Annotated in this window: 11 protein-coding genes and 1 riboswitch; of the genes, 2 read left to right on the top strand and 9 right to left on the bottom strand. The window is 65.3% G+C overall.

All coding sequences use genetic code 11. The features are described from left to right. Window positions 1–37 precede the first annotated feature (37 nt). The gene (locus tag AWC27_RS25010) at window positions 38–1,693 is read right to left on the bottom strand and encodes an NRAMP family divalent metal transporter (protein ID WP_085672942.1); all 1,656 of its coding nucleotides are present in this window, start codon (window positions 1,691–1,693) and stop codon (window positions 38–40) included. Window positions 1,694–1,798: 105 nt separating this feature from the next. Beyond that, entirely contained in the window at window positions 1,799–2,005 is a 207-nt protein-coding gene (locus tag AWC27_RS25005) for a hypothetical protein (RefSeq protein WP_085672941.1), read from the bottom strand. Window positions 2,006–2,302: 297 nt separating this feature from the next. Next, window positions 2,303–2,475: riboswitch (M-box (ykoK) riboswitch) on the bottom strand. 61 nt (window positions 2,476–2,536) lie between these two features. On the opposite strand from AWC27_RS25005, the gene AWC27_RS25000 reads away from it, so the two are divergent. After that, entirely contained in the window at window positions 2,537–3,205 is a 669-nt protein-coding gene (locus tag AWC27_RS25000) for an O-methyltransferase (protein WP_085672940.1), read from the top strand. On the opposite strand, the gene AWC27_RS24995 is transcribed toward AWC27_RS25000, so the two are convergent. The 7 genes from AWC27_RS24995 to AWC27_RS24965 all read right to left on the bottom strand — a co-directional run bounded on the left by AWC27_RS24995 (window position 3,206) and on the right by AWC27_RS24965 (window position 12,980). Then, a complete protein-coding gene (locus AWC27_RS24995; RefSeq protein ID WP_085673181.1) occupies window positions 3,206–5,212 on the bottom strand; it encodes an acyltransferase family protein in 2,007 nt (668 codons plus the stop codon). 420 nt (window positions 5,213–5,632) lie between these two features. Continuing rightward, complete coding sequence (locus AWC27_RS24990) at window positions 5,633–6,808, bottom strand: CaiB/BaiF CoA transferase family protein (RefSeq protein ID WP_085672939.1); 1,176 nt, start codon at window positions 6,806–6,808, stop codon at window positions 5,633–5,635. Next, window positions 6,801–7,736, bottom strand: coding sequence for an SDR family NAD(P)-dependent oxidoreductase (locus AWC27_RS24985; RefSeq protein ID WP_085672938.1), 936 nt, complete (start codon window positions 7,734–7,736; stop codon window positions 6,801–6,803). The genes AWC27_RS24990 and AWC27_RS24985 overlap by 8 nt, the downstream gene beginning before the upstream one ends. Beyond that, the gene (locus AWC27_RS24980; protein WP_085672937.1) at window positions 7,736–9,592 is read right to left on the bottom strand and encodes a flavin-containing monooxygenase; all 1,857 of its coding nucleotides are present in this window, start codon (window positions 9,590–9,592) and stop codon (window positions 7,736–7,738) included. The genes AWC27_RS24985 and AWC27_RS24980 overlap by 1 nt, the downstream gene beginning before the upstream one ends. After that, window positions 9,589–10,761, bottom strand: coding sequence for an LLM class flavin-dependent oxidoreductase (locus tag AWC27_RS24975; RefSeq protein WP_085672936.1), 1,173 nt, complete (start codon window positions 10,759–10,761; stop codon window positions 9,589–9,591). Before AWC27_RS24975 ends, AWC27_RS24980 begins: the two co-directional genes overlap by 4 nt. Further along, window positions 10,758–12,119: an aromatic ring-hydroxylating oxygenase subunit alpha gene (locus tag AWC27_RS24970; RefSeq protein ID WP_085672935.1), complete on the bottom strand. Its 1,362-nt coding sequence runs from the start codon at window positions 12,117–12,119 to the stop codon at window positions 10,758–10,760. The genes AWC27_RS24975 and AWC27_RS24970 overlap by 4 nt, the downstream gene beginning before the upstream one ends. Window positions 12,120–12,122: 3 nt before the next feature. Beyond that, window positions 12,123–12,980, bottom strand: a complete 858-nt coding sequence (locus AWC27_RS24965; protein WP_085672934.1) for an SDR family NAD(P)-dependent oxidoreductase — start codon at window positions 12,978–12,980, stop codon at window positions 12,123–12,125. Window positions 12,981–13,122: 142 nt separating this feature from the next. On the opposite strand from AWC27_RS24965, the gene AWC27_RS24960 reads away from it, so the two are divergent. Beyond that, complete coding sequence (locus tag AWC27_RS24960) at window positions 13,123–14,697, top strand: SMP-30/gluconolactonase/LRE family protein (RefSeq protein ID WP_085672933.1); 1,575 nt, start codon at window positions 13,123–13,125, stop codon at window positions 14,695–14,697. Window position 14,698 lies beyond the last annotated feature (1 nt).

Raw genomic sequence — 14,698 nt, 5'->3', positions numbered from 1 at the left:
ATTGCTGGGCAGATGCCTAGCGGCATGGCCACGAGGTTCAGGCCATACCCGCCTCGACGAGTTTGACGACGACCAAGACGACGGCCAGCGCGAGATAGCCGCGCAGGGTGAACAGCCCCGCCCGCCGCACCGGCGACATCACCGGACGCTCCAGAGCGGTCAGGTTCGGGGTGTGCCAATGCACCCGGTGCTGTTCGCGATCGGCGCGCGTTAAAGGCGGGGTACTGTCGCCGTACCGCCGACCGGCGACCACCACTGCCGCACCGCCGACCGCGCCCAGCGCCGCACCGGCCGCCAGCCCGATTTCAATGGCGACAGTCGACAGGTTCGGGAAGAAGGTCGTGGCTGTCAGCGCCAGTGAGAGCAGCACCAGCGACCACACGATGGTCCACGCAACGACATTCTGCCGCAACGTGTTAGACCACGGCCCCATCACCGCGCGGTCGTTGCACAGCAGGACCAGGAAGACGGTCGCCGACGGCAGCAGCACGCCGGCAAGCGCCTGGACGCCTTGGGTCACCAAACCCAGGATGTGGTCGGGGCTGAACGCGACTGCGGCCGAAATGGCCAGCAGTGCAGCGTAACCGCCGTAGAACAGCGGCGCCTCGCTGATCTTCCAATGCAGCGAATGGCGCCTGCCCAGGGCGTCGCCGACGGCGTAGGTGGTGGCCAGCCCGATGGCGTTCGCGCCTATCAACGATGCGTCCAGCAGCAGGATCGCGAACAGGTCTCCGACCGCGCTGCCGAGGTGATTGGTCAATCCCGTCGCCACCGCGGCTGCGTCGGTGAAGTTGCCGGCGTCGGTGGTGCCGGCCAATCCGAATGCGGTGACGGCCATCAGGGCCGTCGCCCCGACCATGACGACCACTATGCCGATCACCAAATCGGCTCGTGCATAGGGGATCCAGCGGGTGGTGATGCGCTTGTCCACCACATTGGACTGCTGAAAGAACAGCTGCCACGGCGCAACGGTGGTGCCCACGATCGCCACGATCAGCAGCAGCACGGTCGAGTTCAGCCCGCCCGGGAACTGCGGCATGAGCCCGCCGATGGTCGCCTTCCACGTCGGATGGACCAATAGCGTCATCGGGACGATCACTACGTTCACCGCTATGAGCAGGAACATCAGTCCCTCCCAGCGGCGAAACGAACCGCCGGCCACCACGGCGAACAAAAGCACCGCCGCCGCCGGGATCGCGATCACCTTGGGGCAGCCCAGAAATCCGAGTGCCATTGAGACGCCGATGAATTCGGTCACTATCGTCAGGGCGTTGAGCAGCAGCAGATCACCGACGCTGAACGCGCCCCAGAACTTCCCGAATCGCTCGAAGATCAGGCGCGCGTGGCCAACCCGCGTGACCGCACCCAACCGCAACACCATTTCCTGGTTCACATACAGCACCGGGATGAGCAACGTCAGTGTCCACAGCAGGGTCATCCCGTAGTTCTGCCCAGCCTGCGCGTAGGTCGCGACACCGCCTGCATCGTTGTCGCCGACCATCACGATCAGGCCCGGACCGATGATTACCAGCAATGTCCGCAGGCGACGCCAGCGACCGCCGGTCGCACCGGTGTCGTCGCGCCGAATGCGTCCGAAAGCACCGACGATGTCGCCGGCGTGCGCCGAGTCCAGCACCGGCTGCAGGCCTGTCGCGTGGGGGGCATCGCGAAGTTCGGTGGAGATCAATGTCATCGGATTCTCGCTCTCTCGAACAAGTTTGGGCACAGCGGTGGGCGCGGGGCCGCGCCCACCGCTGAATGTTGTCGGCGAATGCATCGCCGGTCGTTGCCGCCGGTATCAGGCGGCGAGCACCGCGGTCGGCATCAGCGCTACGTACTTGTCGGCCCGGTCCTGGGGGCCCGCGTTGAGCGACGCACGCAGCGCGTCACTCAGGCGCCGGCCGAGTCGCACCAGCGTGCGGCCCCCGCCGTTCGGCGTACCGGTTAAGCCGTTTGCACCGGTTGCACACTGTGGCGCAACAAAATTCATGCTCATTGTGGTCATGGTCTGCTCCTGTCAGAAGCCCGACCGGTTAACGCAATTCAGAACGCGACTACAGCGCCCTCGGGCAGTTGCCGCGAGGCAGGCAGGACATATGCATGCGCGCAACGACAAACGCTCGAGAAGGCTCAGGCAGCAAACGGAATGCCGGAACCGGATCGGGGCAAGTTGGATTTCGGATAGGGACTATCGCCTGGGATGTCGTTCAACTCGCCCTCACCTCCTTCCGGCCGGGACACACGCGGGTGTCATCACAGTCACCTGCACGAAAGGGGGGATGAACGTACGGCGGTCAACCGCCGAACACCCCTCTCGTCGGAGCTTTGGCACTGCACGGCGTATCCGGGATTCGTCCGGAAGCCACTTGGGCTCAACCCTTAGGCCGGGAAGAGCTGTCCTGACCCGGGGCGTCTCTCGACGTTCGGGGTCAGTGGCCTGTGTCCGTGCAGACGCCTCACCTACCGAGGTGTTTGCGGATTCCATGTTTACACCGGCATATGGCGCTCGTCAAACGCGTTACGTCACACTCTTGGTATGGCCACTACCTTGCAGGAACCTAAAGTCGCGACGGCACTGAGCCGGATGTATGCGGAGACCAAGAGCCAGATGTCGCAGCTGCGCGACCGGCACGCCGAGCTGCAACAGGTGCTGACGTCGGCAAACTCGCAGGAGCGCGCCGACGCGATGAGCGAGTTCTACATCCCGGTGACGCCCGAAGCCGGCCAATTGCTGTACGCACTCGTGCGGGCCACCCGCCCGCCTACGGTCGTAGAGTTCGGGATGTCGTTCGGCATTTCGGCGTTACACCTGGCTGCGGCCGTGCGCGACAACGGCGTGGGCCGAGTGGTGACCACCGAACTGAGCGCGACGAAGATCGCCGCCGCCCGGCAGACGTTCAGTGAAACCGGTCTGGACGACGTAGTCACCATCCTGGAAGGAGATGCGCTGAACACGTTGGCGAACCTGGAAGGACCCATCGGTTTCGCCCTGCTCGACGGCTGGAAGGAACTGTATTTACCGGTTATCAAGCTGCTGCAACCGCGATTGTCCCCCGGTGCATTGGTGGTTGCCGACAACGCCGAGTCCGCCGACGCGCAGCCTTACCTCGACTACGTACGCCACCCCGACAACGGCTATGTGAGCTACAACTTTCCCGCCCGGCGCAGCGACAGTATGGAATTGAGCTGCTGGACCGGTAATTGACTACCTGACCGACTCTTCCAGCCATGGCAACAGCCACTTGACCCCTTCGGGGGTGAGGTGGACGCCGTCGCTGCGCACCTTGATGCCGTCGACCTTGGCGGTGTAAACGCCGTCCGGGCATAGCTTTTTGTTCAGGTCGACGATCCCGACGTTGGGGTGCTCACCAATAGCGTTGCGCAGCATCGTATTCCACTGGTTCACCCGATCGGGCTGGTCCTCGGGATACAGGCGACCGTCCGGCTTCTCGCCGCCGCGGCTGTACGGCACCGTGGCCACCAGCACCCGAACGCCGGTGGAGCCAACGATATTCAGCGCCCGGTGCAGCTCGAAGTTGAGGTATGCGTCGAAGGTCGGGTCGCCGATGTGGGTCCACTTGCCCTCGTTGACCCGGTCCACCGTCTCCCAGCGGCCGATGACCAGCAGCGCGACATCCGGCCGGTCCTGTCCGATCTGGGTTGACCAGCGGCCCGGCCAGGTGTCGCACTCCGCCCGCTGCTCCAGGGTTTCGCCGATGTAGCGATAGGGGGTGCCGCGCACCAGGCTGCAGCCGATGACGGTGTGGTCGATGAACCTGAATCCGGGTGTCGGTGGGAGGTAGTGCATCATCGTCCACCCGATCGAATCACCGAAGACCGAAACGGTGAACGGCTGGTTGGGATCGCGCGGCCCCGGTGCGGGCCCTTGCGGTCCCGGCGGTGACGGCGACACCGCGGCCACCGCCGATACGCCGGGCGGCAGGCCGATCTCACGCAACTCTGGTCCGGTTGCTACCGGGACGACCAGCATCGTCGCGGCCGCGGCGGTCGCCACGGTCGCCGCCGACAGCGGCAACAGCGGCACCCGTTCTGGTCGCCAGCGGCGGATGGGTTGTTCGATCAGCCACCACGACACGAACGCCACCACCACCGTGGCTGCGCACCGGGCACCGAACAGCGCCGGCCCCGACCATCCGGTGCGTTCGCCATTGAGCGCCAAAAATATCGGCCAGTGCCAAAGATAGACGCCGTAGGAGATGGTGCCCAGCCACACCAGCGGGCGCCAGGACAAGACTCGGGCCACCACTCCGCGCTGCTCCAGTGCGACCGGCGCGACGACGAGGACCGCCGCAATGGCCACCGCGATCAACAGTCCATGGCGGAATTCGGTTGAGCTGCCCGTCGCGAAGTGAGTGATCGCCGCCAGCGCGGCCAGACCCACGACTGGCAGCAGGCGCGCGATCCGCCGTCCCCAGCGAGTCCGGATCAGACACCAGCCGCGATTCAGCGATGGCCAATCCCGTACCAGCAAAGCCGATGCCGCGGCGCCCACCAGCAAAGCCTGTGCCCGGGTGTCGGTGCCGAAATAGATTCGGTCGCGGGTTGTATCGGAGGTGAACACGATGGCGGCGGCCGCCGATGCCATCGCGCCCAGCGTGGCGATGATGAACGCGGCGAACCGGACATGTCCGACGGTGATCTTGCCGAAATAGCGCTTGGCCCGCGCCGCCAACACCAGGGTCACTGCGATCAGCAGCAGTGGCCAGACGAAGTAGTACTGCTCCTCGACCCCCAGCGACCAGGTGTGCTGCAGCGGCGAAGGTGGGGCGCCCTGAGTGAAGTAATCGGTCTTCTGAGCCACGAACCGCCAATTGGCCAGCCACACAAAGGCGGCGATGGCGTCGCTTCGCAAACCGGTAAGCGATTGGTAGGGAAGCAGTTCGCGCGCCGCGGCCACCGTGAGCACCATCAGCATCAGGGCCGGCAGCAACCGGCGAGCGCGGCGAATCCAGAACCCGGTCAGGTCGATTCGGCCGCTGCGTCCCAGCTCGTCGAGCAACAGCGAGGTGATGAGGAATCCGCTGAGCACGAAGAAGACGTCGACGCCGATGAAGCCCCCGCTCACGCCGGGGATCCCGCCGTGGCCGACGAGGACCAGCGCGACGGCTATCGCACGAAGGCCGTCCAGCGCGGGGATGCCGTTGCGCCGCTCGGGCTTGTCCCAGATCGCGAGCCTGCCGACGCGGCGCACCGGGGCCACCCATCGGCGCCGAGCAGAACGCGCCGGTGCGGAGTCCTTCCCGCCCGGCTCAGTGCTCGCTGTTAGCGCGCCCCGACCATCTTGTCGCCCGGCGCCGTAGTTGCTGCCGATACGTCGCTGCCCCTCCTCGTGATCCCAGCAAGCTTAGGGGCGAGGACGCGCGATCCCGCGCAGACACGCTAAGGCTCGCAACAAGTTTGCCGGGTTCGGCCACAACCAAGGCGGTGACGCCTCAGTCGCGTCAGTGGCCGGCGGGTTGGGCGACCGCGGTGAGATTGACCTCAAGTTATTGGACGGTGATCCAATAGCCCTATCTCACTCCGGAGTAAGATAGGGCTGCCACTGTTAGCTAGATCACATCGCGGGTAGTGCCGCTAGCTTCGACCTCGCCATTTGCCGCTCGCCACGTTCTTACGTGGCCTTCGGGCAGGCCGTGTTAAGTCCGAGTTCTTCCAGGACTTCTGCGGTGTGGGCGCCCAGCTCCGGGGCGGGGCCCCGGACTCGGCCCGGTGTTCGGGAGAACCAGGTCGGCACGCCGGGGAAGCGCACCGGCCCATTGCGGGTGTCCACGGTCTCGAAGAAACCGACCTCGTTGAGGTGCTGATCGTCGAATAGCGCTGCGGGACTGGACAACGCGGAGGCGGGGATCTGCAGTTCACGAAACAGGGCGAGCCATTCCGCAGTGCTGCGTTGCGCCAGCGTCTCGGAGAGCAACGCGTATACCGCGTCGATCTGGCGCGCCCGGTCCTCGAGCTTGGCGTACAGATCGCTGGCCCACGGCGGTTTCACAGCGCCGATGAACGCCGCCCAATGCCTGTCGTTGTAGATCAGCGCGGCGATGTAGCCGTCGCTGGTGCGATAAGGGCGCCGGTTAGGCGCCACCGTGCGGGGATAGACCGCCGGACCAAGGGGTGGATCGAACATGGCGCCGTTGGCGTGTTCGACCAGCATGAACGACGCCACCGCTTCGAACATGCCGACTTCCACCTCCTGGCCTTCACCGGTGCGTTCGCGGTGGTACAGCGCCATCATGGTGGCGTACAGCGCGGTCAGGCCGGCCACTTTGTCGGCCACTATCGTCCCGACGTAACTGGCCTCGCCGGTCAGCTGCTCTTGCACCGCGGGCAAGCCGCAGGCCGCCTGAATCGTGTCGTCATAGGCGGGCAGGTCGCGGTTGGGTCCGCGCCGCCCGTACCCGTAACAGTTGGTGTAAACGATGGCCGGGTTGATGGTGGCGACCTCGTCGTAGCTCAGCTGCAGCCGGGCAATCGCCTTGGCCCGCATCGAGTGGATGAACACATCGGCCTGCTCGATCAGTGCGCGCAGGGCGCTGCGGCCGGCATCGGACTTCAAATCCAGTGTTACGCCGCGCTTTCCGCGGTTGACGTTGACAAACACGCCACTCATGCCGGGGGCCGGGCCGACCGAGACGTAGCGCGTGTCATCGCCTTGCGGGGGTTCGACTTTGATCACGTCGGCACCCATGTCGGCCATGATCTGGGTGCAGTAGGGCCCCATCACCATCGCCGTCAGATCGACGACGCGGACCCCCGCCAGCGGTCCGGTGGCAGACCCGCGCCTAGACATGGTGCGCGCTTTCCCGGCTTGCCCAGGCCGCCGACTCGAAGCTGTAGCGAATGTGGTCGGCGTGTCCGTTCGGGACGACGGGGAACACGAGTGGCGCGGCGAGGTCGCGAATGGCGTAGAGCTGCTCGGCGACATCCTCGATCGACCAGGAAAGTCGCTGCACCCCTGGTGTTTCGGCGATCACGGCGCGCGCGACCCGGCCGGCGATGGCGATCAGCAGCTCGCCGTTGACCGGGCAGGATTCGTGCGCCAGCAGTCCCACCACCGGTGCCACCAAGTCGGTACCCATCGGCGGATACGCCGAAATGTCCAGGCCGTCGGCCATTCTCGTGACGGCCGAGGGAACGATGACGTTGCACAGCACGCCTTCGGCGGCCCCTTCCAGGGCGGCGACGTTGGCCAGGCCTACCAGGCCCGCCTTGGCCGCCGCATAATTCGCCACACCATGGTTGCCGTACAAGCCTCCGATGGACGAGGTCAACACAATGCGGCCGTATCCCGCCTCGCACATGAGCGGAAAGGTGGGGCGCACTACGTGAAAGGCGCCGCGCAGATGCACATCGATGACGGCATCGAAGTCCTGGTAACTCATCTGCTTCAGCGAAGCGCGGCGCACGTTGCCCGCATTGTGGATGAGGATGTCTATGCGCCCGAAGCGCTCCAGCGCCGCGTCGATGATCGCCTGACCGCCGGCCGCGGTGGCCACCGATTCGACCGAGGCGATCGCGTCCCCGCCGGCCGCCGCGATTTCGGACACCACCTCGTGCGCCGGTGTGGCGTCCGCACCAGCACCGGTCAGGCTGCCCCCAGTGTCGTTGACCACGACCTTGGCGCCCCGCGCGGCCAGCATCAGGGCATACGCGCGACCCAGTCCGCGTCCGGCACCGGTCACCACGGCGACACGGTTGTCGAATCTGAGCTCAGCCATCACGATCCCAGCACGAGCCCGTCGAGGTCGCCCTTGTCGCGCCACTCGGACAACAGGTCACCGAAGGCGTAGAACCCGGGTCCGTACGGTTCGCCGAGGTGGGACCGGATGCCTTCGCCCGCGGCCGCCCCTTGGCCGCCGCCCTCGTTGTTGTAATAGCCCGGGGTGCACTCCAAATCGAACTGGCTGTTGTCAATCGCGGTCTCCCGGATGGTTGTGCACCACTGGTCCTGTGCCTGCTGGCTCGGCTCCACGGTTGTGGCGCCGCGCGCCAGTGCTGTTGCGATTATGTACGCGATGTGTTCGCCCTGCAGCTCGTAGTTGGCGGCGATGTTCGCCGAGATGCCCACCTGGGTGAAGCCGGTGAAAAACTGGTTGGGGAATCCGCGGCTGGTCATCCCGTGCAGCGTCTGGTATCCGTTGTGCCAGTGGTCGAACAGTGACAGCCCGCCGCGGCCTTCGATCGCCTCGATGGAATACCTGCGGCGCAGTTCTGTGGTTATTTCGAAGCCGCTGGCATAGATGATGCAGTCGACCTCGTACTCAATTCCGTTGGCCACCAGGCCTTTTTCGGTCGCGCATTGCACGCCCTTAGTCGCGGAAACGTCCACCAGCGTCACGTTGGGCCGGTTGAAGGTCTGCAGGTACTCGTCGTTGGTGCAGGGTCTCTTGCACAGGAATCGATAGTAGGGCTTCAGTGCTTCGGCGGTACCGGGGTCGTCGACGATGTCCCCGATGCGGCGCCGCAACCGCTCCATGACCTTGTAGTCTTCCTCCTCACGGATGTCCATGAACTGCTGCGGCGTCATCGCAGCCGGGTCCTCCAGACCGAGCACCCTGGCCGCGGTGTTGCGGCCGAGCTCGGTCCAGAAGTCGCACACGTAGTCGGGTTGCCCCAGCACCATTCCCTCGAACGTCCAGGCGTGGAAGTTGCGTTGGCGCTCCTTCTGCCAGCCGGGCTTAAGCGACTTCACCCAGTCCGGATCGGTAGGAGTGTTGTTGCGCGGGCCCACCGACGACGGTGTGCGCTGAAAGACGTACAGCTGCTTGGCATGCCGGCCTAAGAACGGGACGATCTGAACGGCGGTCGCCCCGGTGCCCACTACGGCGACACGTTTGTCGGCGAGCCTGTCCAGCCCGCCGCTGCTATCTCCTCCGGTGTAGTCGTAATCCCAGCGCGACGAGTGGAAGCTGTGACCCTTGAAGTTCTGGATCCCGGGAATGCCGGGCAGCTTCGGCCGGTGAAAGGGACCCGACGCCATGACCACGAACCGGGCCCGGATGTCGTCATCGCGATTGGTGCCGATCCGCCACCGGTTGATCTCCTCGTCCCAGTGCAACGCCCGCACCTGGGTGGAGAAGATCGCGGAATCGTAGAGACCGAAATGCTTTCCGATGCGCCGGCAGTGCTCGTAGATCTCGGTGCCGTCGGCGAACTTCTTGCTCGGCATGAAATTCAGCTCTTCGAGAAACGGTATGTAACAATAGGATTCGTTGTCGCACTGCAGGCCGGGATAACGGTTCCAATACCAGACGCCGCCGAAGTCACCGCCGAGCTCGATGATGCGGACGTCATCGACGCCGGCCTTCTTGAGATACGCACCGCACAGCAGACCACCGAAGCCCCCGCCCAACACGACGACGTCGACGTCTTCGGAGATCGGGTCGCGGACCAGCGGCGGCGAATGCGGGTCGGTTTCGTAGTAGCCCGCGAAGTCGTCGACGAGTTCGATGTACTGTTTGGAACCTTCTGACCGAAGCCGCTTTTCGCGCTCCTGCCGGTACTTCTCGCGAAGCGCTTCGAGGTCGATATCGTCCGGCGTCTGGGTGGGCGGACAGTCAGAGCTACCGGTCATGCCAGCGCGTTCTCCGGCAGCGCCGCGGGGTGCAAAGGTGCCGCCATTTTCTGGACGGCGGGCAGCACCTCCTCGGCGAACAGCCGTGTGCTCGCCATGGCCTCCTCGTACGGCATGGTGCCGAACTGTGGGACGATCGTCAGCTCGCAGAACGAGCACGCTTCCTGAGCGGCGGTGATCCGGTTGAAGATCTCCTCCGGCGTTCCGATCAGCAGGTTGGACGCGTGATAGCCGGGCGTCTTTGACGGTCCTTTGGTGTCGCCAGTGACCGATGAGGCCAACACCGCCGTAGCGGTAGCCTCGCGGGCCGCATAGGCCTCATAACCCTTGACGCCCTTGAAGTTCGACGCATCGGCGAATCCATAGTGCACCGTCACATCCCGGTTGGCGGTCCATATCCACTCCTCGGACCTGCCGGGGTCGCCGGTGGTGCAGTACATGAACATGACGTTCTTCGGTTGACAGGGCGGCAGGCCTTCTTCCTTGCGGAAGGTGTTCACCTTCTGCACTTCTCGCCCGGCGTCCTCGATCGGCTTGTTGCCCACAAAGAGTGGCACCATGCCGCGGCGCGCCAAGATCTCCAGCGATTCGGCGGTCGACGAGGAGCTGTAGATGCGCGAAACCAGGTCCGTGCTCCGGGGTTCGGGGCGAAGCGACATCTCGGGAACCGTGAAGATCTCGCCCTCATAGGCGAACCTTTCTCCAGACAACGCCAGCTGCAGGATGTCCAGTGTTTCGTTGAACCGCTGCCGGCTTTCCTCGCGCGGCACGCCGACGGCGTCGAATTCTCCCTTCGATACGCCGCGGCCGATCCCTATCGTCGTGTAGCGGCCGTTCGACAGGATGTCGAGGTAGGCGATCTGGTGTGCCAGCCGGACGGGATGCCACCAGGGCGCGACCACCACGAAGGTACCCAGGCTGACGCGCTCGGTCCGGCCGGCGAAATAGCTCAGCGCCTGAATCGGATTGGGTGTCATGCCATATGGGGTGCCGCAGTGCTCGGGCATCCAGATGCCGTCGAAGCCGAGCGGTTCGGCCAGATCGGCGATCGCGAGCGTCGCCTGCACGCACTCCCAGTCGGAGGTGGCGGGGGGCTGGCTGAAATCCCCGGCCAGCACGCGGTCCCAGTCGTGGGAATTGTGTGCTCCGAACCCAAGGTTGACCTTCATCGTTCCAACTCCGTTGCTAGTCGGCGGGGCGCCCCGGTCCCCATGTACTCGGCGAGGTTGCGGTGCAGGTTGGCGGTGCTGCGTTCCATGTAGGGGTTGGGTTTGGGCCCTCGGAAGCCGAGTGACTTCATGCCTTGCTGCACCGCGGCCATGTTGGAGAAATCCTGCGGCAGCACGCTGCGCCAGTTCGGGTCGTCGGGCAGCGCATACTCCCATTCGGTCTGTGGCTCTTCGCCCGTCGGGTACAGCTCGTAGCAGGCGGCTTCGAAGATGCACCGGTCGGGGTCGTAGCCGTGCGGCCGGGCGCTGTAGCACAGCGCGGTGGTCAGGCCCTGGCCGATCTGGAAGTTCGGAAAGATCTGCCAGGCGGTGCCGCTGTTGGCCAGGTGTTCGGGATCGATGGTTGGCCACACGACGCCGCGGGCGGCGTCGTCACGGCGCGCCGACGTCAGCCAGTGTTCCAGCACCTTGTCCGGGGCGGCGTCTTCGGGAAGTTCATCGACCAGCCGGCGCGCCGCCTCCACCAGCGTCCTGGTGGTGGTGGCGTTGGTCTCCTCCAGGGTGTACAGCTGCATTTCGGCAGTCGATACGCGGGGGTCGGCGCCGGTGCCCAACCGGATCTTGGACTTGGTCTCCTCCAGGTCCTTGGGCGCGTCGTAGCCGATGTTGCTGTGCTTTCCGTGCGCGTGTGCCCACCCCCGGAAATTTCCGAACTGGTTGAACTGCGGATGTGTGGTCGCGACGTGGTAGGTCTCGTTGAAGGCCTCCATCGCGACCTTCCAATTGCATTGGAAATGCAGCCACTTTCGCCATTTGCACCGCATGTCCTGCAGCCGGAAGGGGTCCAGCATGGTGGCGGCTGGCTCAAGGTAGTCGCGCAACGGCTCGGCTGCGGGATCCATGTTGATCCATATCCAGCCGCCCCAGGTGTCCACGTGCACCGGGGCCAGATGGGTGTTCTCCGGCGTCAGCGCACCTTGCCAGTCGGGCTGCTCGGGTATGTGGATGCAGGCGCCGTGCTGGTCATAGGTCCAGCCGTGAAAACCGCACACGAACGACTTCTTGTGTCCGCAAGCACTTTTGGCGCCGTCCGGGACATCGACCAGCCGGCGGCCGCGGTGCATGCAGACATTGTGGTGGGCCGTGAACGCGTCATCGGCGGTGCGCACCACCACGATCGAGTCGTCCAGAATGTCGTAGGTGAAGTAGCTGCCCACTTTGGGCAGGTCTTCGACGCGCCCCACCTGCTGCCATACCTTGCGCCACAGCTTGTCTCGCTCGGCGCGGGCGTAATCCTCGGAGAGGTAGGCCTCGACGCCGATGGTGACCGGGGCGGTCAGCTCGTCAGCCGCATCCATATCTCATCCTCCTTCCCACTGCTTGATCACCGCACGGAAGTCCTGGTCCTTGAGGAACAACGAGGTGTTGTCGGCACCCAGATGCCCCCACTTGAGGTTCAGGCCGCCGTCGACCAACAGCGTCTGCCCGGTGATATAGCTCGACAGGTCCGAGAGCAGGAACAGGATGGCACCGGCCACTTCTTCGGGACGGCCGCGCCGTCCCATCGCGATCGCACGCCGGTCGCGTTCGGGGTCTTCGTCGGTGTAGGTGCGCGACGCCGGTGTTTCGATCACACCGGGCGCAACCGCGTTGACACGAATATCGGCTTGCGCCAGTTCAACTGCCATAGTGCGGGTCATGGCGACGATCGCGGCCTTGGCCGTGCCATAGGCGATGTGGAAGGGCGCGGTGTTCATCCCGCTGATCGAGGAGACCGAGACAATCGAGCCGGGCCTGTTGCGGCGTCTCAGTTCGGCGGCCACGGCCTGGCTCATGAAGAAGACGCTTTCCAGATTTCGCGTGAACAGATCGCGCCAGTCGTCGCGCGCCACCCGGGTCGACGGCATCCACGTGGACGGGTCGGCACCGCCGGCGACGTTGACCAGACCATGCAATTCGCCGCCGGCAGAGCGGACGGCGTCCAGGGTGGTGCGTACGCCGTCATCGGTGGACACATCGGCCGCGACGGGCAGTACCGGCAGGCCGTCGGCTATCAGCGGGCCGAGATGCTCGTCGAGATTGTCCTTGCCGCGGCTTACCCCCACCACGGTGGCCCCGGCCTGGGCAAGCATCCGCGCCACAGTGGTGCCGATGCCGCCGCCGGCCGCGCCGGCGACTACCACGATGCGCCCATCGAGGGCCAGCAGATCGGCAGTCACTCTATATTGTCCGGACAAGGTAATGGCGTGCACTCATTAGAGAGCATGATTCTCCTACGGTGGTCAGCCCGTCAAGACCAGGGCCGATTCGGCGGCTGAGTATTGTCTGGACCAGCAGGTGATTGCTATCGTCCGAGCGGTGATGGCCCGTTACTCGCCGGCGCGGCCGCCGAACGTCGCCGAAGGCTGGCGCCTGACGCGACTGGCTGGACCCAGCCGGTTGTTCGGCGCGAACGGTTTGCGCACCGGACCCGACGGCCGGATCTACATCGCCCAAGTCACGGGCAGCCAGATCAGCGCGCTCGACGTCGAGTCTTGCCGGCTGGAGACGATCAGCGCCAAGGGCGGCGAGATCATCGCTCCCGACGACGTCGCCTTCGACCCGGACGGGAATCTGTACGCGACTGAAGTCATGGACGGCCGGGTGAGCATGCGCGACAGCGCGGGTGTCACCCGGGTGATTCGCGACGACGTCCCGTCCGCCAACGGCATCACGGTCCACCAAGGCAGGTTGTTCATCGGTGAATGCCGGGAGGCCGGGCGCCTGCTGGAGCTCGACCGCAGCGGCGGTGCGCCGCGGGTGCTGCTGGAAAATGTTCCATCGCCCAACGCCATGGAGGTCGGCCCGGACGGCTTGTTGTACTTCCCGGTGATGGGAGCCAACGAGATCTGGCGCATCGATCCCGATGGTGGCCTCCCGGAATGCGTCGCGGGTGACCTGGGCGTCCCCGATGCGGTGAAGTTCGACTCCGCGGGTTTCATCGTCTCGACGCAGGTGCACAGCGGCCAAGTGCTGCGCATCGATCCGCGCACTGGCGAGCGCACCGTCCTGGCCAGCCTGAATCCGGGTCTGGACAACCTGACGTTTGTCGGCGACCGGCTGTTCGTCTCGAATTTCACCGGCGAGATCACCGAAATCCTCAGCGGCGGGCAATCTCGCACTGTGCTTGCGGGCGGATTGAACTGGCCGCTGGACTTGGCGGTGGGCAGCGACGGAAACCTGTATATCGCCGACGGAACGTACTTCTACAGCCTGGGGCCCGACAACCAGCTGCGGACGGCCGGAATGTTGTTCTCGCCAGGGTATCCGGGGTTCTTGCGCGGGGTCGCGGCAACCGGAGACGGTGAGTTCGTGGTGACCACAGCCAATGGGCAGGTGGCGCGCTACCGGCCGGAACTTCACGAAAGTGATGTGGTTGCCGAAGGTTTCGACCAGCTCTACGGAGTTGCGATGGCACCGGACGGCACCATAGTGGCGGCCGAACTCGGCACCGGGCGGGTGCTGTCCATCCGCGACGGCCACACCGAGGTTCTGGCTTCGGGCCTCGACGATCCCGTCGGCGTAGCACTGACCGATGACGGAACCTGCCTGGCCTCCGAAGCCGGGCGAGTCCGCAGGCTGGACGGGACCGGCCCGTTGATCGACGACTTGCACCGGCCCCAAGGCATTCTCGTGCTCGACGGCACCGTCTACGTCGTCGACGCCGGCGCCAAGGAACTCCTCGCGATCGATTTGCAGACCGGTGTCCGGCGCACCATCGCCGCCGACCTGCCGGTGGGCGCACCGCCTGGCGTTGTCCCCAAGCCGCTGCGCGGCATGCCGCCGTTCTCCGGGCCGCAGGGACCGTTCGCCGGCATCGCCGCCGGGCCCGACGGCACGTTGTACGTCTCGGCGGACGGCGACGGCAGCGTGCTGGCATTGCGTAGGGAAAGCTGAT

Source organism: Mycobacterium szulgai (genome assembly GCF_002116635.1).
Taxonomy (GTDB): domain Bacteria; phylum Actinomycetota; class Actinomycetes; order Mycobacteriales; family Mycobacteriaceae; genus Mycobacterium; species Mycobacterium szulgai.
The sequence above is the reverse complement of the archived record's forward strand: the minus strand, read 5'-3'. Positions and strand labels throughout refer to the sequence as shown.

Bases quoted from the DNA above. Each gene is read 5' to 3' on its own strand.
- AWC27_RS25010 (WP_085672942.1), bottom strand. From the start codon at position 1,693: ATGACATTGATCTCCACCGAACTTCGCGATGCCCCCCACGCGACAGGC.
- AWC27_RS25005 (WP_085672941.1), bottom strand. From the start codon at position 2,005: ATGACCACAATGAGCATGAATTTTGTTGCGCCACAGTGTGCAACCGGT.
- AWC27_RS25000 (WP_085672940.1), top strand. From the start codon at position 2,537: ATGGCCACTACCTTGCAGGAACCTAAAGTCGCGACGGCACTGAGCCGG.
- AWC27_RS24990 (WP_085672939.1), bottom strand. From the start codon at position 6,808: ATGTCTAGGCGCGGGTCTGCCACCGGACCGCTGGCGGGGGTCCGCGTC.
- AWC27_RS24985 (WP_085672938.1), bottom strand. From the start codon at position 7,736: ATGGCTGAGCTCAGATTCGACAACCGTGTCGCCGTGGTGACCGGTGCC.
- AWC27_RS24980 (WP_085672937.1), bottom strand. From the start codon at position 9,592: ATGACCGGTAGCTCTGACTGTCCGCCCACCCAGACGCCGGACGATATC.
- AWC27_RS24975 (WP_085672936.1), bottom strand. From the start codon at position 10,761: ATGAAGGTCAACCTTGGGTTCGGAGCACACAATTCCCACGACTGGGAC.
- AWC27_RS24970 (WP_085672935.1), bottom strand. From the start codon at position 12,119: ATGGATGCGGCTGACGAGCTGACCGCCCCGGTCACCATCGGCGTCGAG.
- AWC27_RS24960 (WP_085672933.1), top strand. From the start codon at position 13,123: ATGGCCCGTTACTCGCCGGCGCGGCCGCCGAACGTCGCCGAAGGCTGG.